Origin of the sequence: Curtobacterium sp. L3-7 (assembly GCF_048756585.1) — a bacterium.
GTDB lineage: Bacteria > Actinomycetota > Actinomycetes > Actinomycetales > Microbacteriaceae > Curtobacterium.
On sequence record NZ_CP151474.1, the window covers coordinates 971004 to 995708 of the forward strand.

The 24705-nt window shown below is 71.6% G+C and carries 23 protein-coding genes; 14 read left to right on the forward strand and 9 right to left on the reverse strand.

What is annotated here, in order from left to right; genetic code table 11:
- Nucleotides 1-37: 37 nt before the first annotated feature.
- Entirely contained in the window at nt 38-2278 is a 2241-nt protein-coding gene (locus AAEP80_RS04930; RefSeq protein WP_420366189.1) for an FAD-dependent oxidoreductase, read from the reverse strand.
- 108 nt (nt 2279-2386) lie between these two features.
- Here AAEP80_RS04930 and AAEP80_RS04935 point away from each other — a divergent pair, with 108 nt between their 5' ends.
- From AAEP80_RS04935 to AAEP80_RS04945, 3 genes are all read left to right on the forward strand, one after another.
- A complete protein-coding gene (locus tag AAEP80_RS04935; RefSeq protein WP_420366190.1) occupies nt 2387-3739 on the forward strand; it encodes an MFS transporter in 1353 nt (450 codons plus the stop codon).
- Between the two features lie 112 nt (nt 3740-3851).
- Nucleotides 3852-5372: an LCP family protein gene (locus AAEP80_RS04940; RefSeq protein WP_420366191.1), complete on the forward strand. Its 1521-nt coding sequence runs from the start codon at nt 3852-3854 to the stop codon at nt 5370-5372.
- A gap of 10 nt (nt 5373-5382) precedes the next feature.
- Entirely contained in the window at nt 5383-6165 is a 783-nt protein-coding gene (locus tag AAEP80_RS04945; protein WP_420366192.1) for an endonuclease/exonuclease/phosphatase family protein, read from the forward strand.
- Nucleotides 6166-6174: 9 nt separating this feature from the next.
- Here AAEP80_RS04945 and AAEP80_RS04950 read toward each other — a convergent pair whose 3' ends face one another.
- The gene (locus AAEP80_RS04950; protein WP_420366193.1) at nt 6175-6888 is read right to left on the reverse strand and encodes a hypothetical protein; all 714 of its coding nucleotides are present in this window, start codon (nt 6886-6888) and stop codon (nt 6175-6177) included.
- Nucleotides 6889-7010: 122 nt separating this feature from the next.
- Here AAEP80_RS04950 and AAEP80_RS04955 point away from each other — a divergent pair, with 122 nt between their 5' ends.
- The 5 genes from AAEP80_RS04955 (at nt 7011) to AAEP80_RS04975 (ending at nt 12296) form a co-directional block, all read left to right on the forward strand.
- Nucleotides 7011-7724, forward strand: a complete 714-nt coding sequence (locus tag AAEP80_RS04955; protein WP_402727837.1) for a GntR family transcriptional regulator — start codon at nt 7011-7013, stop codon at nt 7722-7724.
- Nucleotides 7721-8767, forward strand: a complete 1047-nt coding sequence (locus AAEP80_RS04960; RefSeq protein ID WP_420366194.1) for an ADP-ribosylglycohydrolase family protein — start codon at nt 7721-7723, stop codon at nt 8765-8767. The genes AAEP80_RS04955 and AAEP80_RS04960 overlap by 4 nt, the downstream gene beginning before the upstream one ends.
- A gap of 75 nt (nt 8768-8842) precedes the next feature.
- A complete protein-coding gene (locus AAEP80_RS04965; protein ID WP_281266597.1) occupies nt 8843-10330 on the forward strand; it encodes a purine-cytosine permease family protein in 1488 nt (495 codons plus the stop codon).
- On the forward strand, nt 10330-11262 hold the full coding sequence (locus tag AAEP80_RS04970; RefSeq protein WP_420366195.1) for a PfkB family carbohydrate kinase: 933 nt from the start codon (nt 10330-10332) through the stop codon (nt 11260-11262). Before AAEP80_RS04965 ends, AAEP80_RS04970 begins: the two co-directional genes overlap by 1 nt.
- Nucleotides 11263-11384: 122 nt before the next feature.
- Nucleotides 11385-12296, forward strand: a complete 912-nt coding sequence (locus AAEP80_RS04975; protein WP_413600184.1) for an SDR family oxidoreductase — start codon at nt 11385-11387, stop codon at nt 12294-12296.
- Between the two features lie 131 nt (nt 12297-12427).
- Here AAEP80_RS04975 and AAEP80_RS04980 read toward each other — a convergent pair whose 3' ends face one another.
- On the reverse strand, nt 12428-12751 hold the full coding sequence (locus tag AAEP80_RS04980) for a hypothetical protein (protein ID WP_420366196.1): 324 nt from the start codon (nt 12749-12751) through the stop codon (nt 12428-12430).
- A gap of 133 nt (nt 12752-12884) precedes the next feature.
- Here AAEP80_RS04980 and AAEP80_RS04985 point away from each other — a divergent pair, with 133 nt between their 5' ends.
- Nucleotides 12885-13592 carry a TetR/AcrR family transcriptional regulator gene (locus AAEP80_RS04985; protein ID WP_420366197.1) on the forward strand — a complete coding sequence of 236 codons (708 nt, stop codon included), beginning with the start codon at nt 12885-12887 and terminating at the stop codon, nt 13590-13592.
- 19 nt (nt 13593-13611) lie between these two features.
- Here the strand turns inward: AAEP80_RS04985 and AAEP80_RS04990 are convergent, their stop codons facing one another.
- Nucleotides 13612-15120, reverse strand: coding sequence for a threonine/serine ThrE exporter family protein (locus tag AAEP80_RS04990; RefSeq protein ID WP_281266602.1), 1509 nt, complete (start codon nt 15118-15120; stop codon nt 13612-13614).
- 70 nt (nt 15121-15190) lie between these two features.
- On the opposite strand from AAEP80_RS04990, the gene AAEP80_RS04995 reads away from it, so the two are divergent.
- Nucleotides 15191-15880, forward strand: a complete 690-nt coding sequence (locus AAEP80_RS04995) for a hypothetical protein (RefSeq protein WP_420366198.1) — start codon at nt 15191-15193, stop codon at nt 15878-15880.
- On the opposite strand, the gene AAEP80_RS05000 is transcribed toward AAEP80_RS04995, so the two are convergent.
- The gene (locus AAEP80_RS05000; protein WP_413600180.1) at nt 15852-16292 is read right to left on the reverse strand and encodes an OsmC family peroxiredoxin; all 441 of its coding nucleotides are present in this window, start codon (nt 16290-16292) and stop codon (nt 15852-15854) included. The two genes, AAEP80_RS04995 and AAEP80_RS05000, sit on opposite strands and share 29 nt — an antisense overlap.
- A 119-nt stretch (nt 16293-16411) precedes the next feature.
- Here AAEP80_RS05000 and AAEP80_RS05005 point away from each other — a divergent pair, with 119 nt between their 5' ends.
- Nucleotides 16412-17035: a DUF805 domain-containing protein gene (locus AAEP80_RS05005; RefSeq protein ID WP_420366199.1), complete on the forward strand. Its 624-nt coding sequence runs from the start codon at nt 16412-16414 to the stop codon at nt 17033-17035.
- On the opposite strand, the gene AAEP80_RS05010 is transcribed toward AAEP80_RS05005, so the two are convergent.
- A complete protein-coding gene (locus tag AAEP80_RS05010) occupies nt 16987-17826 on the reverse strand; it encodes a TSUP family transporter (RefSeq protein ID WP_420366200.1) in 840 nt (279 codons plus the stop codon). The genes AAEP80_RS05005 and AAEP80_RS05010 overlap by 49 nt on opposite strands.
- A 77-nt stretch (nt 17827-17903) precedes the next feature.
- On the opposite strand from AAEP80_RS05010, the gene AAEP80_RS05015 reads away from it, so the two are divergent.
- From AAEP80_RS05015 to AAEP80_RS05025, 3 genes are all read left to right on the forward strand, one after another.
- Complete coding sequence (locus AAEP80_RS05015; RefSeq protein ID WP_420366201.1) at nt 17904-18659, forward strand: AraC family transcriptional regulator; 756 nt, start codon at nt 17904-17906, stop codon at nt 18657-18659.
- 212 nt (nt 18660-18871) lie between these two features.
- The gene (locus tag AAEP80_RS05020; protein WP_413600176.1) at nt 18872-20032 is read left to right on the forward strand and encodes a peptidoglycan DD-metalloendopeptidase family protein; all 1161 of its coding nucleotides are present in this window, start codon (nt 18872-18874) and stop codon (nt 20030-20032) included.
- 80 nt (nt 20033-20112) lie between these two features.
- Nucleotides 20113-20259 (forward strand): hypothetical protein, encoded by a 147-nt coding sequence (locus AAEP80_RS05025; protein ID WP_420366202.1) that lies wholly within the window; start codon nt 20113-20115, stop codon nt 20257-20259.
- A gap of 206 nt (nt 20260-20465) precedes the next feature.
- Here the strand turns inward: AAEP80_RS05025 and AAEP80_RS05030 are convergent, their stop codons facing one another.
- The 3 genes from AAEP80_RS05030 to AAEP80_RS05040 are packed head-to-tail and all read right to left on the reverse strand — an operon-like array spanning nt 20466 to nt 24703.
- The gene (locus AAEP80_RS05030; protein ID WP_420366203.1) at nt 20466-21200 is read right to left on the reverse strand and encodes a GntR family transcriptional regulator; all 735 of its coding nucleotides are present in this window, start codon (nt 21198-21200) and stop codon (nt 20466-20468) included.
- A gap of 10 nt (nt 21201-21210) precedes the next feature.
- The gene (locus AAEP80_RS05035) at nt 21211-22836 is read right to left on the reverse strand and encodes a dipeptide ABC transporter ATP-binding protein (protein ID WP_420366845.1); all 1626 of its coding nucleotides are present in this window, start codon (nt 22834-22836) and stop codon (nt 21211-21213) included.
- 10 nt (nt 22837-22846) lie between these two features.
- Nucleotides 22847-24703 carry a gamma-glutamyltransferase family protein gene (locus AAEP80_RS05040; protein ID WP_420366204.1) on the reverse strand — a complete coding sequence of 619 codons (1857 nt, stop codon included), beginning with the start codon at nt 24701-24703 and terminating at the stop codon, nt 22847-22849.
- Nucleotides 24704-24705: the final 2 nt, after the last annotated feature.

Consider the following 24705-nt stretch of genomic DNA (forward strand, 5'->3'; position numbering starts at 1 on the left):
GACGGGCACCCCGCGCCGCCTGTCAGGATCGTGCCGGTCAGGACACCTTCACGGCGCTCGCCGTGACGAACGGCGAACCGTTGGTCGCGGTCACGACGACGCGCAGCGACGACGTGCGGACCGGCTCGACGTCGTGGACGCGGTGCCGTCGGCGGTTGCCCTCCACCTCCGCCACCGTGCGCCAGCCGCCGTCGACGCACGCCTCGACCCGGTAGTCGCGAGCGAGCTCCGGGACGGCGTCCCAGTGCGTGCGGTGGTGGTGCAGGTTGATGAGGTCCGCGTCGACGTCGTCGTTCCAGACGATGCGGACCTGGTGGACGTCGACGGGCTCCGCCCAGTCGAGCGTCAGCGCTGCCGTACCGACAGCGTCGGACGACCACATGTGCGGCCCGCCGAAGGGACGCTGGTAGCCGTCCACCACCCTGGAGGCTCGCCACGCGTCCGTCTCGCCGCTCACGCTGAACGCGAAGCCGGTCCCGCGCAGGGCGCGGGCCTCCCAGTCGGTGACCGGTTGGTCGGCCTCCTCGGGGATGTGCTCGTCGAACGCCGCGTCCTCTGCGGATCGGGCACGGAGCGCCATCACGCCGTACGGGTGTGCGGTCGTCCGGAAGAGGCGGACGCCGGGGGCTGCCCGGACGACGACGACCGCGTTGCACGGCTCGTCCGGCGTGAACGCGAGGTCGACCACCGCGTCGCCGACACCGGCGGGCACGTGCGCCGCATGCGTGGCGACGTGGACGATCGGGGCGTAGTTCTGTGGCTTGCCGGTGGTCCAGAGCTCGACGGTCAGGTCGGTGGCGTGGTCGGCTGCGGTGCGGATGGCGATCGTGCCGAGCGTCGGGTCCACCGGGAGGACGATCGCGGCGTCCCGGTCGAGGGCGAAGGTCTCCTCGCTGAGCCAGGGCGTGGTGTCGATCGTGGTCAGCTCCGAGCTCGCCGAGACGCGAGCGCTGCGTGCCAGGTCGGCGCCGTCGATCGCCCGGACGCCGATGAGCGGGGCGTCCTCGCGGAGGAGCGTCTGCTGGAGCATCGCGACGTGGTCGGTGCCGAGCTCCCGCGGCGTCAGCTGATGCCGAGCGACGAGGTGTGCGGCGGTCCCGGCGGCCTGTCCCTGGGCGGAGCACGTGGCCATCACCCGCGTCGACCCGAAGGCGATGTGCGACGCGGAGATGTTCCGGCCGGCGAAGAGCAGGTTCGCGACGTTCGCCGAGTAGAGGGAGCGGAACGGGATGTCGTACGTGCCGTCGGTGTAGCGCTGCTGGGCGCCGGCCGTCTCCGCGTAGACACCCTCGACGGGGTGCAGGTCGATCGACCAGCCGCCGAACGCGACGGTGTCGGGGAAGGTCCGCTGCGACAGCAGGTCGTGCTGCGTGAGGGTGTGATCGCCCACGAACCGCCGGTACTCGCGCTTGCCGGGGATCGCGCCGACCCAGTCGAGCGTCAGGGTGTCGGCGTCGAACTGCCCGGAGTTCTTGATGTGGTCCCAGATGCCGTAGACGACACCCCAGAGTTCGTCGCGGATGTGTTCGTTGTCGGTCACGGTGTCGAGCTCGCCGCCCCACTCGATCCACCAGTAGTTGCAGCCGTTGTCGCCCGTCTTGATGGCGCGGTTCACGAGGATCGGGGTCGTCGACAGGTCGACTGCGATGGACGGTGCGACGAACTTCTCGGGCTTGCCGGTGTCGTGCGTGGAGAAGAAGATCGAGCTGCCGAGGAGCTCGTCGTCGGCCTGCTCCGGTGCCCAGTCCTCGCCGTACTCGTCGCGCCCTTCGCGGCCGATGCGGTACTGGGCGCCGGCGAGGGCACCGACGAGCCCGTCGCCCGTGCAGTCGAGGAAGACCGGCGCGGTGAAGGTCGTCTCGATCTCGCTGCCCATCGTCCACCCGGTGACGCTCGTGATCCGGCGCGCCCCGTCGTCGTCGGACGTCGTGACCGTGCGGACGTCGGTGTTGAGGTGCAGGTGCACGTTCGGCTCGGCGCGGACGAGGTCGAGCACGACCTGGTCCCAGTAGATCGCGTTGCCCTGCGGGTTCCGGTACTGGTTCTCGAGGAACAGCTCACCCATGATGCCGGTCTCGCGGGCGAACCGCTGCGTGCCGTGGGCGGTGGCGCCGACGACCCACACGCGGATCTCGCTCGATGAGTTCCCGCCGAGGACGGGACGGTTGGTGACGAGGGCGACGCTGGAGCCGAGGCGGGCGGCGGCGACGGCGGCGCTCACACCGGCGAGACCGCCGCCGACGACCACGACGTCGTGGTGCTGGTTCCGGGACTGCATGGCAGCGAACGTATCACCCATTGGAGTTTCTTTCCCACTATGTGGCAAAGTGTGCCCGGCCGATGCTATGGTCAAGCAACTCTCGACAACGAAGTGTGAGGTCCCCACATGAGCGACGTAACCCGAGCGCCTGCAACGCCGGACGCTGCCACCACCCCAGATCTGAACGCCGCGCTGGGTGACGACGCTCGTCGCACCGGCATGCGGAAGGTCATCGTCGCCGCCGGTGTCGGCCACTTCGTCGAGTGGTTCGACTTCGGCCTCTACGGCACGCTCGCGACGGTCATCTCCGTGCACTTCTTCAAGCAGGGTGACCCGCAGGTCGCGCTGCTGTCGGCGTTCGCCGTGTTCGGCGCCGGGTTCGTGATGCGTCCGCTCGGCGGGCTCTTCTGGGGATCGCTCGGCGACCGGGTCGGCCGCAAGACGACGCTCGCCACGGTGATCCTCATCACGAGCGGCGCGACCGCGCTGATGGGCATCCTGCCGACGTACGAGAACGTCGGACTGTGGGCACCGCTGCTGCTCGTCATCGTGCGACTCGTGCAGGGCTTCGCGGCCGGTGGCGAGGGAGCGGGGGCGACCACGTTGCTGGCGGAGTACGCCCCGTCGAACCGGCGCGGGTTCGTCACGAGCTTCATCGACGTCTTCGGGTTCATGGCGTTCATCGTCGGGGGCGGCCTGGTGTTCCTGTTCACCGCGATCGCCGGCGGGGAAGCACTCGGGTCGTGGGGGTGGCGCGTCCTGTTCCTCATCGCCGTGCCGCTCGGCCTCGTCGGGCTCTACCTCCGCACGAAGCTCGAGGACACCCCGGAGTTCCGGGCGCTCAAGGCGAAGGGGGAGGTCGCCGCCAACCCGCTGCGCCGCTCGATCCGCAGCTCGTGGAAGGCGCTGCTGTTCTGCGTCGGGTTCGTCGTGATCAAGGCCGTCGGACACTGGATCCTGCAGACGTTCATGCCGTCCTACCTGCAGACCGACCTCGGGTACTCGCCGCTGGTGTCCTACGGCGCCGTCGTCCTCGGGTTCATCGTGATCGCCGCCCTGGTGCCGTTCTTCGGGCTGCTGTCGGACAGGATCGGCCGGAAGCCCGTCATGCTGGCCGGTTGCGCAGGGTTCGTCGTGCTGACCTACCCGACGCTCATGCTCATGAACGCCGGCAACTTCTGGGCGGCGGCCGGGGCGATGATGCTCCTCGGGCTGTTCATGGCCGCGTTCGACGGTGCCGTGAGCGCCGCGATGGCCGAGCTCTTCCCGACGAACATCCGCTACGGCTCGATGGGCATCGCCTACAACATCAGCGTGGCGGTCTTCGGTGGGATCACCCCGTACTTCGCCACCTGGCTGATCGCCTCCACGGGCAACACGTTCGCACCGGCCTTCTACGTGATGGCCGCCGCGCTGATCAGCGGCATCGCGGTCCTGCGGGCCCGCGAGACCAACAAGGCCTCGTTGCGTCCGGAGTGACGCGGCGACCCGGAGTCGGTCCGGAGGTCCGTGGCGGGCGTGCCACGGGCCTCCAGGCCGTTTTGCAGGGCGGTTTCATGCTCGGCTCACGGTCCGCCGCTATCGTGCTCACGTGAGTTCGCAACCCGATGAGACGACTGTGCGCCGCGGACGCGGCGCCGTGCCGCCCCGGCACGGCCGCCAGAAACGCGGTTTCGGCGTGGTGCTGCCCGCCGTCGCCGGCGTGCTCACGATGGCCCTGCTGCTCGGCGGCGGCTACGCGGCGTACGCGTACAACCGCCTGGCGTCCAGCGTCACCAAGGTCGACGCGATCACCGGTTCGACGGACAAGAAGGACGACGTCGACGGCAAGGCGATGAACATCCTGCTGGTCGGGGACGACCACCGGCCGGACAACGCCACACCCGAGCAGATGGCGGAACTCAGCACCGAGTCGGACGGCGGAGCGACGAACACCGACACGATGATCGTGTTGCACATCTCCGCGGACGGCAAGGACGCGACGATGATCTCGTTCCCGCGCGACTCCTACGTCGCGATCCCCGGCGTCGGCAAGGGCAAGCTCAACAGCGCCTTCTACTACGGCACCCTCAACGGCGGCGGTCCCTCCGGCGGCGCACAGCTGCTCATCAAGACGATCGAGGGGCTCAGCGGGCTGTCGATCGACCACTACGTGCGCGTCTCCCTCCTCGGGTTCTACGAGATCGTCAAGCAACTGGGACCGGTCTCGGTCTGTCTCAAGGAGCCGGCCAAGGACAGCTACTCGGGCGTCGACCTGCCAGCAGGCACGTCCGAGCTCGATGCCAAGCAGGCGCTGTCGTTCGTGCGGCAGCGGCACGGACTGCCGAACGGCGACCTCGACCGCCAGGTCCGTCAGCAGTACTTCCTGTCGCAGGAAGCGCGGAAGATCCTGTCGGCGGGCACCCTGCTCAACCCCGTGAAGACGACGAACGTCATCGACGCCATCGGCGGGTCCATCGAGACCGACCAGGGGCTCGACATGCTCTCGCTCGCCACCCAGCTGCGGAACCTGCGGCCGGCGAACATCAAGTCGGCGACGATCCCGATCCTCGGCACCCCCACGATCTACGTCGGCGGCTCCGCTTTGTCGATCGTGGAGGTCGACACCGCAGGCATGCCCGCGTTCGTCCAGAGCCTCGTCGGACAGCCGGAGGCCTACACGAAGGCCACGGCGGCCGACCCGGCGAGCGTCGCGGTGACCGTGCTCAACGGCAGCGGCGTGACGGGTGCGGCAGGTGCCGCCGCCACGGTGCTCGCCGGGCGGTCGTTCCAGGTCGGCGCACCGGGATCGTCGGACACCACCGCGACGACGATGGTGCAGTACCCCGCTGGCATGGAAGCGCAGGCCAAGGCCGTCGCCGCCGCGGTCCCCGGCGCGGTCGCCGTGCAGACCTCCTCGGTGCAGGGCGTGACGCTCGTCCTCGGCACGGACGGCAAGACGGCGGTCGCGGCCGAGCAGCCGGCCGACCCGGCGGCGCCGTCGGACGCGGCGTCCCCGTCGGACCAGGCGTCGTCGGACTCGGGCTCGTCGGACTCGGGATCGTCGTCCGAGCCGAGCCCGACGTCCACCGCCGTGCACAGCTACGGCTCGGCGGACGCCTGCATCTACTAGGTTCGAGGGTGTGGACAACGCATCGCGTCCGATCACCCTGATGACCTACAACATCAAGAACCCCGATCCGGCGCACGACTGGCCGGCCAGGCTCCCCGTCCTGCTCGACATCGTGCGGCGCCACGACCCGGACGTCCTGTGCGTGCAAGAGGCCTTCGACCACCAGATGGACGACCTCCGGCAGGGGCTCGGCGGCTACACGGCCGTCGGACAGGGGCGCGAGGGCGGCAGTGCGGGGGAGCACGCCGCGGTCTTCTTCCGACACGACCGCCTCCGCCCGATCGAGGACGGATCGTTCTGGCTGTCGGACACCCCGGACGAGCCGGTGTCGAACACGTGGGGCAGCCTGTTCCCGCGCATCGCGAACCACGTCCGCTTCCTGGACGTCGACGGGGCAGCGTTCACCCTGCTGACCACGCACCTGGACCACGAGGCGAACGAGCACGGGGACGCGGTCCGCGGCAAGAGTGCGGCGCTCATCGTCGAGCGGCTCGCGGGTGTGGACGGTCCCGTCGTCGTCGCGGGGGACTGCAACGAACCGGCCGGCGCGGGAACGGCGTCGCGCGTCTTCGCCGACGGTGGGTACGTCGACGCGTGGACGGTCGCGGGGGACCTGGACGACCGCACCGCGACGTTCAACGACTGGCTGCCACCGGTGGAGTCGGGGGAACGGATCGACTGGGTCCTGACGAAGGACGTGGCCGGGGTGGACCGCGTCGTGATCGACCACGACGGTCCGGAGACCTGGTTCGCGAGTGACCACTTCCCGGTGGTCGCGACGATCCGGATGTGACCCGGCGGGTCAGCAGCTCCTCGTCGCGTTGACCGGCATCGGCGACCCGATCACGGTCACGGTGGTGCCGTCGGTCAACGCCGAGACGCCGTTCGTCCCCGCGCTCGGATGGTCGGAAGCCCATCCCTCGGCGAGGAGCAGCTGCCAGGCTTCGGAGTCCCCGGACCCCAGGGACTCGCGGTCGCGCTTCGGGGCGTCGTCGATCAGGTCCGACACGTCGTCGCCGACCTGGACGCCGTCCGGTCCGCTCAGCTCGACGATGCCGCCCGTGCGCGAACGGACCTCGTCGCGGAGCACGCGGACCTCGAGCGAGTTGCCGAGGTCGGACGGATCGGACAGTGCGGCGACGCGGAGCGACCCACCCCACGTGTAGGTCGTCCCCGCCGGCAGGCATCGTCCCCCGTCACCCTCCGCGGTGAGGGTGCGGGACGGGGTGCCGAACAGGCGGTCGAAGAGCTCGACGGTCGCGGAGCCGTTCCGCATCGACGCGACGGCGACGGTGCGGTCCCCACGGCGGAGCGTGATGGACTCGGCGCCCAGTTCGAGTCCATCGACACGCTTCAGCTTGGCGTTCGAGACCGGGGACGGCGTGGTCGCCGGTGTCACCTCTGCTGCTGCGGCCCGGTCGTCAGCGGCCGCACCGGTCGTCAGATCGACGCTCGTGGTGCCGGCCACGAGGGCGAGCACGACGGCGCCGGTCGCGAGCAGGGTCCGTGTGGTCACCACTCGACGGTAGGGCCGACGGGCTCGTTGCACGACGTGTGTTACCGAATCGGGGCCTGGCCGAAACCGGACCGTGACCTTCGGATGGACTGGACAGGTCTTGTACATGTACCATCGCCGTCATGCCCGTCTCATCGAAGCGACGCCTCGTCGCCGACGCCCTCCGCGACGCGATCGCGACGGGCCGGTACGTCTCCGGCGAGCGACTCCCGGGGGAGCACGACCTCGCCGAGCGCTTCGCGGTCAGCCGCGGCACCGTCCGTGCAGCGCTCGCCGACCTCGCCGACGACGAGTACATCGCCACCCACGGCGGCATCGGTTCGGTCGTCACCTTCGACGGTGCTGCGCTCGACCCGCGTGCCGGGTGGGCACGGTCCATCGCCGGGAGCGGCACCGAGGTCCGGGCCTCCACGCTGCGGATCGAACGCATCGAGGACGCCGAACTCGCGAGCCTGGTCGACGCCGAACCGGCCTTCGTCGCCGTGGACCGGGTGCGCTCCGTGGTCGACGGTCCGCACGTCTCCTACGAGCGCAGCGTCGTGCCGCGCATCGGCCGGCTCGACCGTGCGGTCGAGGACGGACTCGTGGACGGGTCGTTGAGCGCGACGATCGAGGCGGCCGGCCTCGTCCCGGCGCGAGCGGAGCAGTGGATCGACGTCCGCCCGCTCGACGACGCCGAGGCCGCGGTGCTCGACCGCACCCCCGGTACCCCCTTCCTGCACAGCCGTCGGGTCTCCCGCACCGCGGGCGGTGCCTTCGTCGAGGCCGTCGACAGCCTGCTCGACCCCGAGCGCTTCCGCATCCACATGCGCTTCGGACAAGGAGACCCCCGATGACCCGCACGACCACCGCCGACCACGCGCTCGCCGCCTTCCGGGGCCTCGCGATCGGTGACGCCCTCGGCATGCCGACGCAGTCGATGTCCCTCGGGGAGATCCGCGAGGACCACGGCCGCATCACCGGGTTCGTCGACGCCGGCCCCCGGCAGCGCATCGCGCACGGCATGCCCGCTGCGAGCATCACCGACGACACCGAGCAGGCCGTGCTCGTCGCACGGCTGCTCGTCGAGGGCGGCGGAAGGCTCGACCCGACCCGGTTCGCCGAGGCGCTCATCGACTGGGAGCGCGGGATGGCAGCGAAGGGGTCCCTCGACCTGCTCGGCCCGAGCACGAAGACCGCGGTGCAGCGGATCCTCGACGGTGTCCCTGCGTCCGAAGCCGGTTCCACGGGCACCACCAACGGTGCAGCGATGCGGATCACGCCGGTCGGCATCACCACGACCGCTGACGACCTCGACGCGCTCGTCGACGCCGTGCAGGACGCCTCCCGCGTCACCCACGACACCGGGCTCGGCATCGGCGGCGCGGCCGCGATCGCCGCTGCCGTCAGTGCCGGCATCGACGGAGCGTCGCGTGCCGAGGCGCTGGACGTCGCGGTCGCCGCCGCCCGGATCGGGGAGCGACGGGGCCACTGGATCGCCGGGGCGTCGATCGCCGACAAGACCGCTTGGGCGCGGGAGTGGCTCCCGACCGTGCCGTCGTCCGACCGGATCGCCGCCATCGACGGCGTGATCGGCACGAGCGTCGCCAGTCAGGAGTCCGTCGTCGCCGCAGGCGCCCTCGTGTCGCTCGACCTCGACCCGTGGGAGACGCTCTGCACCGCCGCGAGCATCGGTGGCGACACCGACACGATCGCCGCGATGGCCGGCGCGGTGCTCGGCGCCGTGCACGGTGCCGGCGCGTGGTCGCCGGAGACCGTCGACCAGGTCGAGTCCGTCAACGACATCCGCTTCGCCGACGTCGTGACCCCCCTGCTGCAGCTCCGCGCGAGCCGCGTGGAGCGCGTGGACCGCGCCCGCACCGCGAGCAGCACCTCCTAGCCCCCGGTCGGTGGCATCCCCCACGAGCCACCGCCCGGTCCCACCCCACGCCCTTCCGACGACGTAAGAGGAACCATGGCAGACACCCCGAGCTCGGGAACCCTCACCAGCATCGAGCAGCGCGGCATCGAACCGGTGCCCGCCGCCGAGCGCACCGGGAACGCCGGCGCGCTGTTCTGGGTGTGGTTCGCCGCCAACATCTCCATCCTCGGTCTGCCCCTCGGCGCGACCCTGGTGGCGTTCCAGCACCTGAACATCTGGCAGGCGCTCCTCGTCGCCGTGATCGGTGCCGCGGGGTCGTTCGCCGTGGTCGGTGTGATCTCGATCGCCGGGCGCCGTGGTGGCGCACCCGGCCTGACCCTGAGCCGCGCGGTCTTCGGCGTCCGCGGCAACATCGGCCCGACGTTCGTCTCGCTGCTGTCCCGCCTGGGCTGGGAGACGGTGAACACCACGACCGCGGCCTTCGTGCTGCTGTCGCTGTTCACGATCCTCTTCGGCACGGACGGGGACGCCAAGCACAACCCGGTCCTGACGATCGTCGCGATCCTGGTCTTCGTCGTCGCGACCGTGCTCATCTCCGGCCTTGGACACGCCTTCATCGTCGCCGTGCAGAAGTGGGCCACGTGGGTCTTCGGCGCGCTGAACGTCTTCGTCGCCGTGTTCCTGGTCGTCCGCGTGGACTGGCACGTCGTCGGCAGCGCCCCCGCCGGGCCCGTCGCAGCGATGGTGATCGGCATCGGGACCATCGCCGCCGGCACCGGCATCGGGTGGGCGACCGCCGGTGCGGACATCGCCCGCTACTCGAAGACGAGCGTCCGCGCGGCCAAGCTGGTCAGCGCGAGCGCAGCCGGCGCCGGCATCCCGCTCGTCGTGCTCGTCGGCCTGGGCGCGCTGGTCTCCGCAGGCGACCCGACGCTGGCGCAGGCGGGCGACCCCGTCGCCGCGATCCGTGACCTGCTGCCCGGCTGGATGGCGGTGCCGTACCTCATCGCGGCGTTCGGCGGGCTGCTCCTCTCGAACCACCTGTCCGTGTACTCGGCGAGCCTCACGACGCTCACGCTCGGTATCAAGGTCCCCCGGGTCTGGGCGGTCACCGTCGACGTCGTGGTCACGTTCCTCGGCGCGATGTACTTCATGCTCGTCGCGGACGGCTTCTACGCGCCGTTCATCACCTTCATCTCGGTGCTCGCCGTGCCGATCACGGCGTGGCTCGGCGTCTTCATCGCCGACATCCTCCGTCGCACCTGGTACGACCCGGTGGCCCTGCTCGACCTCCGCGCCGGCGGTCGGTACTGGTACTCGGGCGGCATCGCGTGGCGTGCCGTCATCGCGTGGGCCGTCGCGATCGTCGTCGGCTTCCTGTTCACGAGCGTGCAGGTCGGCGACGCGGACCCGGTGTTCGTCGGCGCGTTCTCGAGCACCTGGATCGGCGCCAACGGACTCGGCTGGATCGTCACCTTCTTCGTCGCCGCAGCCGTGTACGTGCTCACGGGCGGCCCGAAGGGCGTGCTCCACGAGCCGGTCGACGAGTCCGCGCCGATGCACGTGACGGAGCACGCCTGATGCCGCGGCTCGTCTCCGTCGGCAACGTCATCGTCGACATCGTGATGCGCGTCGGGGAACTGCCGGAGCCCGGTGGCGACGTGATCGCGTCGTCGTCGGACATCACCGCCGGTGGCGGCCTGAACACGATGGTCGCCGCTCGGCGTGACGGCCTCGAGGTCGTGTTCGCCGGGCAGTACGGCACCGGCCCGTTCGGTGACGTGGTCCGCGCCGCGCTCGCCGCCGCCGACGTCGAGGTCCTGCAGCCCGGGGTTCCCGACGAGGACAGCGGGTACTGCGTCGCGCTGGTGGACGCCTCGACCGAGCGCACCTTCGTCACGAGCGTCGGCGCGGAGGGACGTCTCGGGACCGCCGAGCTGGACCGCGTCGAGCTCCGGGACGACGACACCCTGTTCGTGTCCGGGTACGGGCTCGCCCACCCGGTGAACGGGCGTGCGATCGCGTCCTGGATCACGTCGATCCCGGCATCGGTACGGGTCGTGTTCGACCCGTCGCCACTCGTCGCGACGCTGGACCCGCAGGTGGTCGCGCCCGTGACGGCGCGTACCGACGTCCTGTCCACGAACGCCCGGGAGGCCCGGCTCATGTCCCCGGGGTCGGCCGACCTCCGGCAGGCGATCACCGCCATGGCCGCGGTCGCGCGGGGCGCGGTGCTGGTGCGTGACGGCGGGGCCGGGTGCTGGATCGCGGACGATTCGCTCCCAGACGGGCCCGTCCTGGTGCCGGGGTTCACGGTCGCTGCCGTGGACACGAACGGAGCCGGCGACGCCCACGGTGGCGTCCTGGTCGCGGCGCTGTCCCGTGGTGAGCCGCTCCTCGACGCCGTGCGGCGTGCCAACGCCGCGGCGGCGATCGCCGTCTCGCGCCTCGGTCCCGCGACCGCGCCCACCCGGGCCGAGACCGACGCGTTCCTCGCCGCCCACCCGGCGTAGGTCGACCACCGGGGCCGCACCGGGCCTCCCGTCCGGCGAGCACCCGCAGGCCTGGCCGCTGCGCGCATCGGGGGACAGCCTCCTGGAGCGGTCCTGACGGCGGCCTGCGTACCGTCGACGGCATGACGGACCAGCAGATCGACCAGTACACGATGCAGGACCCGACGAAGCTCTACGCCGACAAGCGTCCCGACGAGCAGTACCTCGAGGGTGCTGGCACCGACGAGGAGATGGCGAAGAACGTCCCGGCCGACCACGGCGAGGAGACGTACCGCGGCTCCGGGCGCCTGCAGGGCCGGAAGGCGCTCGTCACCGGCGGCGACTCCGGGATCGGCGCGGCGGTCGCGATCGCCTACGCCCGCGAGGGTGCCGACGTCGCGATCGGCTACCTGCCGGAGGAGCAGGAGGACGCCGACCGGATCGTCTCGCTCATCGAGGCAGCCGGCCGCAAGGCCGTCGCGATCCCGGGTGACATCACGTCGCTCGCGTTCTGCGAGGAGCTCGTCGCGACCGCCGTGCAGGAGCTCGGTGGGCTCGACATCCTCGTGAACAACGCCGGCAAGCAGCAGAACGTGTCCTCGATCGAGGACATCTCGGACGAGGAGTTCGACGAGACCTTCAAGACGAACGTCTACGCCACGTTCCGGATCACCAAGGCCGCCGTGCCGCACCTGCAGCCGGGGTCGACGATCATCAACACGACCTCGATCCAGGCCTACGCGCCGTCGCCGCACCTGGTGCACTACGCGGCGACCAAGTCGACCGTGAACAACCTGGCGAAGGGCCTCGCGGCGCAGCTCGCGCCCAAGGGCATCCGCGTGAACGCGGTCGCGCCGGGCCCGATCTGGACGCCGCTGCAGCCCGCAGGTGGGCAGCCGCCGGAGGCCCTGCCGACCGCGGGTGAGCAGACGTACCTCGGGCGCTGGGGGCAGCCAGCCGAACTCGCGCCTGCGTACGTGTTCCTCGCGAGCGGGGAGTCGTCCTACGTGGTCGGCGAGACGCTGCACGTCGACGGCGGCATGCCGACGCCGTAGCGCGCCCGCGCTCGGCCGGCCCGGAGGCCGCCGCCCGCACAACCAGAAGCACCCCGCACCACCTGTTCGCGTGGCGCGGGGTGCTTTCGGTTGTGCGCCGAGCTGCGCCGAGCCGGCGAGTCGCCGGCCGGTCAGCTCGCGACGCCGCAGGACCTCGCCATGCGCTCGAGGAGCTCACGCGCGGACAGTGCGGCCGCGAGCTCGACCTCGACCGGGTTGATGCCGAACGCCCGCTCGAGCTTGCGACGACGGGCCTGGTCGGCGACGGGCACCTCCGGACGCTGCGGCAGCACCGCGATCGCCTGAGCCGCCGCCTCGAACGCGCCGTCCGGCCGACCGACCTGCTCCCACATCGCCCGGACGTCGTGGGCGACCTGATCGGCGTCGCCGCCGAACTCGAAGCCGGCGGAGGCCATGGTCGCCAAGCCCTGTGCGGTGGGGTCGTTCGGGGTCATCCCGGCATCGTCACACAGCTCGCCGGGAACCCGCCAGGAGTCCGTGACGGCCAGCACCTGGACATTCTGTCCCCCATCATGCCGACCCCCGGAACGGGGATTCTGTCGCACCCCGGAATCCGTTTGGATGGACATGCGGACAGGACGTCCGCAGACGGAGGGCACGATGCTCGAGGACACCAGCGCGGACACCCAGGCAGCTGCAGCCGCAGCAGCGACCCTGCACCTGCGGATCACCATCGTCGGCGCGACCGTGGACCTGCTCCGCGACGTCCCGTTCCACGAGGCCCGTCCCGAGGCCGTCGCCGAGCGCCTGGACATCAGTGTCGCCGAGCTCCGTCAACACTTCCCGTCGTGGGACGGTCTCGTGCTCGCCGCACTCGACCGCTGGAACGGCGGCCGCATGGACGAGGTCACACGCGAGGTCGGTGACGGAAGCACGGTCGAGCTCCTCCGTGCGATCGTCGCCTCGAACGCCGAGGACCCTGCCCTGATGCGGCTCCTCGTCGCCCTGTTGTCCGTCGCGGGCAACCCGGCGCACCCGATGTCGACGTACCTCCGCTCGCGCTACCAGCTCTTCTCCTCGCAGATCCGGCGCGGGCTGGAGCACGACGTCGCCGTCGGCCGCGCCCCGCACACGATGGACCCGCGCCGCGGCGCCGAGCAGCTCATCGCGCTCTACGAGGGGCTCCAGCTGCAGGCCCTGCTGCGCAGCGACCTCGACCTGGTGCCCGCGTTCGACCGTGCGGTCGCGCGGATGGAGCGCGGCTGGATGGAACGCTACGAGCCGCAGGCGCAGCGCCGGCTGTCCACGTGGTCGGACGGCGGCTGGGACATCTAGCCCGCCGCGGTCACCGGGGTCACCGCGTGCGGGAACCGCGGGGGACCGAGCCGTTGCCCGGGTCGTAGCCCGTGTCGCGCAGCACCGGGATCGCCGTCGTGTCGTTGTGCACCGAGTGCACCACCACGCGCCGGGTCCGCCGGAGCGCACGCCGAGCCCCCGGGGTCGCGAACAGGCCGCCGAGCACGAGCCCCGCGCCGATCCCGAGCGCGACCGAGACCGCGGCGACGAAGTCGAGCGCGGCGCTCGACGACCCCGACATGAAGTTCAGGAGCGCGTTCGACACCGCGACACCTGGCAGGAGAGCGCCGCAGAACGCCGGGACCGCGATCGCCGCGACCGCGGTGCGCATCCGGACGGCGGCGTACGTGGACAGGACGCCGAGGAGCACGGCGGCGATGAACGTCGCGCCGAGCAGCGGGAGCCCGAGCTGGCGCAGCCCCCACAGCGAGGCAGCCGCCGCGACCGAGAACACCACCGCGACCGGGATCACCCGGGCGCTGGCCTGCTGCACGAAGCAGTTCGCACCCGCCGACACGACCGTCAGCGCGAGCGAGGCCCACAGCGGGAGGGCCTGGGTGACGATGCCGGACGGGTCGACCTCGAGGTGGAGCCACTTCGTCAGCGCGATGCCCGCCGGGACCCCGACCACGATCGCCGCGATGACCAGCCCGATGTAGAACGCGCGGGCGACGGCCATCGCCCGGAAACCGGAGATCGCGTCCTGCGCCCATGTGACGAGCGACACGTGGGGCAGGAGCAGCACCACCAGGGCCGCCACCATCGTCGCGGCGCCGGCCGGGTGCAGGATCCCGATGCCGATCGCCAGGGTGCCGATCACGGACGCCACCGCCCCCTGCGCACCGGAGACGAAGAACTGGGGGTAGCCCCTGCCCGTCAGCCAGCGCCCGGAGACGATGATGCCGAGCATGAGCACGAACGCCCCGATGCCCGCGCGCCAGCCCCCGCCGGCCTGCATCGCGATCGACGTGCCCAGGATGGACAGGCCGACGTCGGCGGTCCACATCGGCCACCGGGAGGGCATCCGCAGCACGGCGACGAGCGCGCTCACCGCCGACGACATGTCCCGCTCGTCGTGGATGACGTCGTCGACGATCTGGTTCGCCCAGGCGAGCCGGTTCAGGTCGGAGCCGTCCGAGCGGATCGTCCGCATCTTGACGAGCATCGGCGCGTCCGACGGTGCGTACTGGATCGTGACCGAGCTGCCCGTGAAGTCGAGTTCGAGGGGTGCGAGGTTCCACTTGGTCGCGACGGCCACCAGGGCGATCTCGACGCTGCGGGTGTCGGCGCCCGAGGCCAGCATCACCTCGGCGAGGTCGAGACAGAAGTCGACGATCTGCTGCGCGGAGTACTGCTCGCGCCGCGACCGGGTGTCCGGCTCGACGTGCTCGTAGATCGTGCCGCGGAGGCGGGCACGGATGTCGCGGAGGTCGTGCTGGGCGACGCTGCGGGCCCGCGGGCGGTGCGGACGACCGGGCCGCGCGCCGGGGAGGAGCGGTTCGGCCATCGGTCCATTGTGCCTGCCACGTCCACCCGAGTCCGGACGTCCGCTGAACGCCACGACTACCGTGCTGACCATGGCGACCACCGACGGAGATCCCTGGGCGACGGTCCTCGACGTGCTGCCCGACGGTGCCACGCACCACGACGCCGATCGAGCCCTCCGCGCCACCGGCTGGACCGACTGCGGTACCGGTGACTGGGCATGGGCTCTCCGCGCTCTCGACGGCCGGTCCGCTGCACGGATCAGCCCGTTCGACCCCGCGGCTCCGTACTCGGCAGCGCTCTACCGGGTGGCGTCGGACACCGGGCAGGTGCCCGTGCTGTTCGGGCACCGGGTCCTGGACGGCGGCGGTGACCTCACGCTGATGGAGGCACTGGAGCCCGTCGCGGAACCCGAGGCCGCGGCGTTCCACCGATCGCTCGCAGCCGGGGATCCCGAGGTCGCGACACTCGTCCGGCACATCAGGACCGTGCACGCGCAGGGAGCGGACGAGCAGCCGTGGTGGGGCCCGCTCGACGACAACCCGGCGAACGTGATGCGCGGCGCTGATGGCCGGCTGGTGGTCACCGACCTCTACTACGCCGACGGGCCGAACCTGTACCGCAGCCGATGCCCGGCTCCGCGTCGCCGACGCGCGGTGATGACGCGCGGTGACGCTCCGAGGGTGACCAGGAGACGGACTGGAGGCTCGTGGCGGGATCGCCACGAGCCTCCAGTCCGTCAGGTGGTGCCGACTACTGCTCGAACGTCGCGTTCAGGGTGATGTCGACTCCGGTGAGCGCCTTGCTGACGGGGCAGGTCGCCTTGGCGTCCTCTGCCGCCTTGAGGAAGGTCGCCTCGTCGATGCCGGACACCTCGCCGCTCACGGTGAGGGCGATGCCGGTGAGCTTGAACCCGCCGGCCGAGTCCGGGCCGAGCGAGACGTCGGCCTTGACGTCGAGGGCCTCGACGGTGCCGCCGGCCTCGCCGAGCACGGCGGAGAACTGCATCGCGTAGCAGGCGGAGTGCGCTGCGGCGATGAGTTCCTCGGGGCTGGTCGTGCCGTCAGCGTCCTCGGCGGCGCGCTTCGGGAACGAGACGTCGTACGTGCCGACCTTCGAGCTGGAGAGTTCGACCTGGCCGGAGCCGTCCTGGAGGCCGCCGTTCCAGGCGGTGCGTGCGGTGCGCGTGGGCATGGCCGCTCCTTTCGTGTGGGGTGCGGTCCCGAGCGGGAGCCGCGGTGCCGAGTCAATCGGAGAACGCACGTTCTCGCAAGGGGTTCCCGGCGAAGACGCAGGTCGGTAGGGTCGAACGCATGGGGGATCGATCGTCGTTCCGCTCGCGCGCGCTCCGGCAGGGGCCGCTGCGCGACGCCGGCCCGCTCGAGGCCTGGGTCCGGTTCTGGACACAGGGCTGGCGGTTCTCCGGTCGGGCGAGCCGGTCCGAGTTCTTCTGGCCGATGGGGTTCGAGCTGGTCGTCGTGGTCCTCGCGGTGGGGATCCCGGTGTGGTCCGGGACGCCGTGGCGGTGGGACTCGTACGCGGACCCGTTCGGGATCGTGCCGACGCCGGCCGTGCACTTCCACCTGTTCGGCAGCCCGACGTGGTGGTGGGGGTACGGCGACGGCGCGGACGTCCCGCCGAACCCGTGGGACGTGGTGCTGCTCCTGTGGGTCGCGGCGACGGCGGTCCCGCGCTGGACACTGCTGGTCCGGCGGCTGCACGACCGGGACCACACCGGGCTCTGGGTGCTGCTGCTCGCACTCACCGGGCCGCTCGGGTGGTTGATCGTGACCGTCATGGTCGTGCGTCGGCCTCGTGCGGCGGGCGTGCGGTTCGACCGCACGATGTGGGACGCGTACAAGCCGAGCGCCACCTTGCCGCCCGAGCCTCAGGACACGGCGACGGCGACGCCGGCGGCACCGAGCAGCACGACGTAGCCCCAAGCGTGCACCGCCTCGGGGATGCGCGGGGGACGTCGGCGGAGCAGCACGATCACGGGCATCGCGCCGAGCAGCAGCGCGACCGCGGCCGGGACGTCGACGGCGCCGACCAGCCCTGTCGCATCCGGCATGCGCCCGTGCACGAGCAGGGTGACGAGGACCGCCGGCGCGGCGATCGCGAGCGTCAGCGGGTTCGCCAGGGCGGTCGCCACCGGCATGGACGCACCGGCCCGGCGCATGACCGGGACGGTCATGACGCTGCCACCGACACCCAGGAACGCCGCGACCGCGCCGACCGGGAGGCCGAGCACCGTGCGCATGCCGCTTCCGCCCGGCGTGCTGCCGGACACCACGGCCGTCGGGCGCGACCCGATGGTCGGCTCGCGTCGGGAGCCGGGGCGCAGCTCTCGTCGGAAGAACCCGGGGCGGACGAGCAAGTCGACGACGGTGGCCCCGACGTACGCGACGAAGCCCCACCGGAGCAGCGCGTCAGGCGCGAACCGAGCGGCTGCGGCGCCGACCGCACCGCCGACGACGAGCAGCGCGAAGAGTCCGGCGCGTCCGCGGAGTCCCCGGAGGACGACGCGCTTCGTGGACGCCGTCGCCACCGCGGCGTTCACGAGCATCACGAGCGCCGAGGTCGCCGTCGCCACGCGGACCGCATCGCCACCGAGGGCGGCATCGGCGACCGTGATGATCGGGACCGTCACGAATCCGCCGCCGAAGCCGAACAACACGGTCGTCAGCCCGACGAGGACCCCGATGAGCACCAGCACGAAGAACGTCATGGCATCCAGTCCAGCGCCGACCGTGGCGGCGAGCAATCGATGTTCCGCCGCAGACCTTCGAGGGTTAGCCTTGCGGGGTGCGCAACGTCCGGGTCGAGGACCACGACCACCTGCCGCTCGACGTCCTGCCCATCGGGACCGAGTACCCGCCCGACTTCCTGCTCGCCCGGCACGCGCACCGGCGTGCCCAGGTGCTCTACGGGGCCAGCGGGACGATGCTCGTCGAGACGGACGAGGGGTCGTGGACGGTGCCGACCGACCGTGCCGTGCTGATCCCTCCGGGAGTCGAGCACGAGGTCAGGATGCTCGACGTCACCACGTGGAGCCTCTACATCGAACCGGACGCGGTGCCGTGGTGGCCGACCTCGTGCACGGTCGTCGAGGTCGGGCCGCTCCTGCGTGAACTGCTCCGCGCGGCGTTCGACCTGCCGCTCGACCTCGACGTCCACGGACGTGACGGCGCGGTGCTCGACCTCGCGCTGCACGAACTCCAGCGCGTGGCGCCCGTCCCGCTGTCCATCAGACTGCCGGCGGAGGGCGTCCTCCGCGACCTGTGCCGCGCGTACCTCGCCGACCCCGACGTGCACGTGACGAACGCGGACTGGGCGAGCAGGGCCTCCGTGAGCGGCCGGACGCTCGATCGGCGGTTCCGGGCGGCCACGGGGGTGGGGCCTGCGGTCTGGCGGGTGCGTGCGCGACTGCTGGCGAGCCTCCCGTCGCTCCGCACGGCGTCCGTGACGGACGTCGCTGGCCGACTCGGCTACGCGACCCCTGCCGCGTTCACCGCGGCGTTCACCCGGGCGTTCGGGGTGCCGCCGTCGCGGTTCCGCTGAGGGCTCGGCGAACGCCGCTCGCGGGCCGCTCTGATCGGCGTCTGCACAGGTTCGCTCGGGCGTACAGCCCCCACGACTGGGGCTGTGTCGCTCGGGCACCCCTCGGTGACCATCGTTCGGCGGCCTGTACAGGGCGGGCCGCCGAACGACTCGGGAGCCGAGTCGCCGCACGGCTCGATGAGAGCGAGCCGACGAACCAGGGGATCCACCACTTGCAGAGCTCACTCACCGCGCGGCTCGCCGCGATCACCACCGCCGTGCTCGTCACCGTGCTCGGCTCGGTCGTGCTCGCCGCTCCCGCCCACGCAGCCACCACCTACAAGGGCGTCCTGCCCGCCGGGACCACCATGGTCGCCGGTGACCAGCTCACCTCGGACAACGGGCAGTTCCGCCTCGTCATGCAGGGCGACGGGAACCTCGTCGAGTACGGCATCGGGAACGTCGTGCTGTACGCCTCGAACACGACGGACAAGCCCGGCGCGACCGCGGTCTACGGGACGAACGGCGTGCTGACGCTGCGATCCGGCGGCAAGGCGTTCAAGCAGTGGGGATCGGGTGCCAACCGCGGGCTCGGCCTCATCCTCGAGTCGGACGGATCGATCCACTCCGTGGACACCGCGGTCCGCGTGCTCTGGGGGATCGAGTCCTTCCAGAACACGGTGCGCTCCGGGACGAACATCATGCCCGGCACGGTCCTCCGCTCGGATGCGAGCAAGAGCCGCACCTTCACGATGCAGGCAGACGGCAACCTCGTGCAGTACGTCAACGGCCGGGCGACCTGGTCGACGCACACCAACCGGAACCCGGGTGCGTGGGCTGCGGTGCAGGCCGACGGGAACATCGTGGTCTACGCGCCGGACAAGCGGGTCCTCTGGGCATCGAGCACCAGCCGCGCCGGCGCGGGCTCCTTGATCGTGCAGCTCGACGCGAACGTGGTGTTCTACGGCAAGAGCGACACCCGTGCCTGGTCGACGCAGAAGGTCACGGGACTGCTGTGGCCGGTCGCGAGCCGGAGCATCACCGGCCGCTACGGTGACGACCGCGGGGCCGGACACACCCCGCGCTACCACCAGGGCACGGACGCCGGAGTGAAGACGGGCACGCCGGTGTACGCCTCGGGTGCTGGATCGGTGACGAGCACCGTGGCGAACGACAAGACGTTCGGCAACTACGTCGTCGTGAAGTACGGCCTGACGACCGTGCTCACCGCGCACCTCTCCGCGATCGAGGTCTCGAAGGGCCAGCTCGTGTCGCCGGGGACGGAGATCGCGAAGTCGGGCAACACCGGGCAGTCGACGGGGCCGCACGTCCACGTGGAGACGCGGGTGAACGGGACGTTGAAGGACCCGCTGACGATCCTCTCCTTCCGCTGACCCGTGCCGGGTGCCGGGTGCCGGGCGCCGGACATGCAACATGTTCGGCGCCCGCGACCCGGATCGTCGATCATCGGCGGATGCCCACCCTGACCTCCACTGCCGGGAAGCCGACGGCCGCCGTGTACGTCGACGGCTTCAACCTCTTCCGCCGTGCCCTCCGTGGTCGTGGCGACCTCGAGTGGCTCGACCTCGAACTGCTCTGCAGCCATCTCCTGCCGACCTAGTCGTTCGGGAAGGAAATCTGCGGGACAGTCAGTTCCCCGACCGGATCGTGGACGAGCTCGGCGGGTTCTCGCGCCCGAAGGCCTGGAGAGAAGCAGGGGCCCCGTTCCGTAGAACAGGGCCCCGCGCCGGTTAGCCGTTTGCGGCACCCCGGGTTGCGTGTCGAGCGTAACCCGACTGGTCGCCGCCCGCAACTGCAGTATCACATTCAGATCGCGGGGCGTGCAGACCGCAGGGCCTCGGCGTGGTCGGGCGACGAACGCGCCGCGTACCCGATCCGGCTCTCGCGGACGTGCCACCCCATCCGCTCCGCCGCCGCATCCACGTCGCCGGCGTCGATCGCCGCGAGGATGCGTCGGTGCTCGGGCCACAGTCGCTTGCCACGGGAGAACGTGTCCGTCGCGTACAACCACTCGATCTTCCGGGACAACTGCCGGAGCAGCGTCGCGAGCGTCGCGCTGCCGGAGAGTTCGGCGACCAGGAAGTGGAAGCGGTCGTTGAGGTCGACGAGCAGGTCGAGTTCGTCCCGCTCGACCGCGTCGTCACCTGCGTCCAGGATCGCGCCGAGCTCGCGCCGGATCCGCCACCAGTCCTCGGGCGGGGCGTCACCGTCGAAGAGCGTGCGCGCCCGGGTGGCCGCACGCCTGGCGGTGGCGATCTCGAGCGACTCCCGCACGGCGAACAGGTCGTCGGCCTCGTCGAACGGGATCGCCGCGATCCTGGAGCCCACGTTCGGCTGCGACACGACGAAGCCCTCGCCCTCGAGGCCGCGCAACGCCTCCCGCACCGGGACCCGGGAGACGCCGTACCGCTCCGCGAGGAACGCCTCCGTCACCCGGGTCCCGGGCAGGAGCGCGCCGGCGACGATGTCGCGGCGGATCGCGTCGAGGACGCCGGCACCGTTCAGCACGGTGACGATCGTCTCACGCGGACCACCGCCCATGGCGAGCGCGTCACGCGGCGTGCTCCGCCAGTGCCCTGCCGGGGATCGCGTCGAGCAGATCCCGCGTGTACTGCTCAGCGGGGGCGTCGAACACCTGCGCGACCGAACCGTGCTCCACGACCTTCCCGCGGCGCATCACCACGACGTCGTCCGCGATCCGCCTGACCACCCCGAGGTCGTGCGTGATGAACAGGTAGCTCAGGCCCAGGCGGTCCTGCAGGTCGTCGAGCAGTGCCAGGATCTGCTCCTGGACGAGGACGTCGAGCGCGGAGACCGCCTCGTCGAGGATGAGCAGCTCCGGCTCGAGGGCGAGCGCGCGGGCGATCGCGACGCGCTGCCGCTGCCCGCCGGACAACTCGTTCGGACGGAGCTGCGCGACCGTGCGTGGCAGGGCGACCTGGTCGAGCAGCGTCGCGACCCGCTCGGTGCGGGACGCCCGGTCACCGATCCCGAACACGCGCAGGGGCTCGTCGATGATCCGTTCGATCGTCGACGTCGGGTCGAGGGAACCGTACGGGTCCTGGAAGACCGGCTGCACCCGCCGTCGGACACTCCGCCGTTCGGCACCCCGGGCGGTCCCGATCGAGAGCCCGTCGACGAGCGCGCTGCCCGACGTCGGCGTCTCGAGCCCCAGGACGATCCTGGCGACCGTCGTCTTGCCCGACCCGGACTCCCCGACGACCGCGGTGGTGGTGCCGCGTCGGACGGTGAACGAGACGCCGTCGGACGCTCGGAGGGTGCCGGCGCCGCGCCCGCGGAGCTTGTACTCCTTCACCAGCTCCGACACGACGAGGATCGGTTCACCGGCAGCCACCGGCTCCGGAGCGACGCCCGTCAGCGCGGGTGCCGCCGCGATGAGCCGCTTCGTGTACTCGTGCTGCGGGCTCCGGAGGATGTCCTCCGGCGCGCCCTGCTCGACGATCGCACCGTCGAGCATCACGACGACGCGATCGGTCCGGTCCGCCGCGACCCCGAGGTCGTGCGTCACGAAGAGCAGCGTGGTGCCGTGCTGGTCCACCAGCGTCTGCAGGTGGTCGAGGATCTGCCGCTGCACGGTCACGTCGAGCGCGCTGGTCGGCTCGTCGGCGATGAGCAGTTCCGGCTGGCGGGCGAGCGCGATGGCGATGAGGATGCGCTGCCGCATGCCGCCGGAGAACTCGTGCGGGTACTGGTCCGCCCGTCGCGCGGCTTCCGGGATCCCGGCCTCGGTCATGAGCTCCACGACGCGCTGCCGGACCGCCGCGCGGCCGCGGAGCCCCCCGGCGCGGAGCGAGTCGGCGATCTGCGCGCCGACCTTCATCGCTGGGTTGAGGTTGGTCGACGGGTCCTGCGGCACGAGTCCGATGCGTCCGCCGCGGACCGGGCGCATGGTGGCCTCGTCCGCGCCGGAGACGTCGAGGTCGCCGAGGCGGATCGATCCGCCCGTGATCCGTCCGGCTCCGGGCAACAGCCGGAGCACTGCGGCGATCAACGTCGACTTACCGGATCCGGACTGGCCGACGATCGCGACGCGCTCCCCGCGACGGACGTCGAGGTCGACGCCGTGCAGCACCTCGGTGCCGCCGAATTCGACGCGCAGGTCGCGGATGGTCAGCAAGGGGGCGGACGGGAGGCTCGGGTCGGCTCCGGTGGGCATCGTGCGGTCTTCAGCGTCCTGCGGCATGTCCCTGTGCTCCTCTCGGGTTGGCTGCGGCGCCCATGACGCCGGTTGCGGGGTCGCGCGTCACGCACGACAGGCGGCCGAGTGCCCAGTCGCCGGCTCGGGTGACGACGTGGCCGAGTTCCTCGAGGCCGGCGATCACGTCCTCGCCGAGCCGGTCCTCGACGACGAGGCCACCCGGGGTCCAGGTCCGCGGCCAGAACGACCCGGGGAACGAGGTCGTGTGCAGCGCGGGCGCGTCGATGGCCTGCTGCGGGGAGTAACCCCCGACGATCGTGCGGAGCAGGAAGAGCAGCTGCCACTGGTCCTGCTGGTCGCCGCCCGGGGAGCCGAGCGCTACGACGGGCTCGCCGTCACGGAGCACGAGCGTCGGGGTCAGTGTCGTGCGAGGGCGCTCGCCGGGGCGGAGCGTCGACGCGGTGCCCTCCTCGAGCCAGGTCATCTGCATGCGGGTGCCGAGGCAGAACCCGAGCTCGGGGATCGTCGGGGAGGACTGCAGCCAGCCGCCGGACGGTGTCGCGCTGATGATGTTGCCCCAGCGGTCGACGACGTCGATGTGGACCGTGTCGCCGCGGGTCTCGCCGGTCGCCATCACGATCGGCTCACCTCGGTCTTCGACGGGTGCCGGGACGGTCGGTTCGCCGATGCCGGCGATCGGTTCGCCGCCCGGTGTGTACGTCTCGCGGAGCGGCGGCAGCGTGCTCGGGCCGTCCGCAGTCGACCCCGGGCGGAACTCGTGGGACGCCCGATCGCCGATCAGTGCACGACGGGCGTCGGTGTACGCGTCGCTCAGCAGTGCGTCCATCGGGACGCCGTGGTCGCCGTAGTACGCCTCGCGGTCGGCCATGGCGAGCTTCTGCGCCTCGACGATGGTGTGTGCGCCGTCGACCGTCGACGGGTCGAGCTGGGCGTCGTCGAAGGGCTCGAGCAACCGCAGGGTCTGCAGCAGCGCGGGTCCCTGCCCCCACGGACCGGTCTTCGCGACCGTGTACCCGCGGAACTCGGCGGTCGTCGCGGGCTCGTAGGTCGCCCGGAACGCCGCCATGTCGCTCGCGCGGATGACGCCGGCGTGGTCGGTGCCCGAGGCGTGCCGGTGCGGGGCGCGCACGAACCGGTCGATCGCCTCCGCGACGAACCCGCTCGACCACGCATCGCGCGCAGCATCGATGCGGGCGATCCGGTCGTCCGCGCTGCCGCCCGTGTGCGCGGAGCCGGCGTCGACGAGCCGGTCGAGCACTGCAGCCCACGTCTCGTTGCGGATGACGGTCCCCGGGACCGGCACCCAGCCTCCCGGCATCCACCGAGCAGCGGAGGACGGCCAGTGGTCGCGGAACAGGTCCTGGACCGTGCTGATCGTGGCGACCACGCGGGGTGCGACCGGGTGGCCGTCGCGCGCGTAGCCGATGGCGAAGCTGAGGACGTCGGCGAGTTCCCACGTGCCGTGGTCGCGGAGGAGCATGAGCCAGGCGTCGACGGCGCCGGGGACGGCGGCGGCGAGTGCGCCGGCGCCGGGGACCAGGTCGAGGCCCTCGGCGCGGAAGTGTTCCGGGGTGGCGCCCGCCGGTGCGGGACCCTGGCCGACCAGCACCGTCGGTGTCTTGTCATCGGCGGTGGCGAAGACGGCGGTCATGTCGCCGCCTGGACCGTTCAGGTGCGGTTCGACGACGTGCAGGACGAATGCGCCGGCGACGGCGGCGTCGAATGCGTTGCCGCCGCGCTCCAGGACGGCCTGCGCGCTCGCGGTGGCGATCCAGTGCGTGGCGGCGGCCATGCCGAACGTGCCCTGCAGGTCGGGACGTGTGGTGTGGGCGGTCGGCTGGACGAAGGCGGGGTTGGTGCTCATGG

Coding starts and splice junctions, on each gene's coding strand:
- AAEP80_RS05035 (WP_420366845.1), bottom strand. CDS start 22,836: ATGCCCACCGGAGCCGACCCGAGCCTCCCGTCCGCCCCCTTGCTGACC.
- AAEP80_RS05040 (WP_420366204.1), bottom strand. CDS start 24,703: ATGAGCACCAACCCCGCCTTCGTCCAGCCGACCGCCCACACCACACGT.
- AAEP80_RS04935 (WP_420366190.1), top strand. CDS start 2,387: ATGAGCGACGTAACCCGAGCGCCTGCAACGCCGGACGCTGCCACCACC.
- AAEP80_RS05010 (WP_420366200.1), bottom strand. CDS start 17,826: ATGACGTTCTTCGTGCTGGTGCTCATCGGGGTCCTCGTCGGGCTGACG.
- AAEP80_RS04975 (WP_413600184.1), top strand. CDS start 11,385: ATGACGGACCAGCAGATCGACCAGTACACGATGCAGGACCCGACGAAG.
- AAEP80_RS04930 (WP_420366189.1), bottom strand. CDS start 2,278: ATGCAGTCCCGGAACCAGCACCACGACGTCGTGGTCGTCGGCGGCGGT.
- AAEP80_RS04965 (WP_281266597.1), top strand. CDS start 8,843: ATGGCAGACACCCCGAGCTCGGGAACCCTCACCAGCATCGAGCAGCGC.
- AAEP80_RS04995 (WP_420366198.1), top strand. CDS start 15,191: ATGGCGACCACCGACGGAGATCCCTGGGCGACGGTCCTCGACGTGCTG.
- AAEP80_RS04960 (WP_420366194.1), top strand. CDS start 7,721: ATGACCCGCACGACCACCGCCGACCACGCGCTCGCCGCCTTCCGGGGC.
- AAEP80_RS04970 (WP_420366195.1), top strand. CDS start 10,330: ATGCCGCGGCTCGTCTCCGTCGGCAACGTCATCGTCGACATCGTGATG.
- AAEP80_RS05000 (WP_413600180.1), bottom strand. CDS start 16,292: ATGCCCACGCGCACCGCACGCACCGCCTGGAACGGCGGCCTCCAGGAC.
- AAEP80_RS05005 (WP_420366199.1), top strand. CDS start 16,412: ATGGGGGATCGATCGTCGTTCCGCTCGCGCGCGCTCCGGCAGGGGCCG.
- AAEP80_RS04980 (WP_420366196.1), bottom strand. CDS start 12,751: ATGACCCCGAACGACCCCACCGCACAGGGCTTGGCGACCATGGCCTCC.
- AAEP80_RS05025 (WP_420366202.1), top strand. CDS start 20,113: ATGCCCACCCTGACCTCCACTGCCGGGAAGCCGACGGCCGCCGTGTAC.
- AAEP80_RS04990 (WP_281266602.1), bottom strand. CDS start 15,120: ATGGCCGAACCGCTCCTCCCCGGCGCGCGGCCCGGTCGTCCGCACCGC.
- AAEP80_RS05030 (WP_420366203.1), bottom strand. CDS start 21,200: ATGGGCGGTGGTCCGCGTGAGACGATCGTCACCGTGCTGAACGGTGCC.
- AAEP80_RS04985 (WP_420366197.1), top strand. CDS start 12,885: ATGCGGACAGGACGTCCGCAGACGGAGGGCACGATGCTCGAGGACACC.
- AAEP80_RS04955 (WP_402727837.1), top strand. CDS start 7,011: ATGCCCGTCTCATCGAAGCGACGCCTCGTCGCCGACGCCCTCCGCGAC.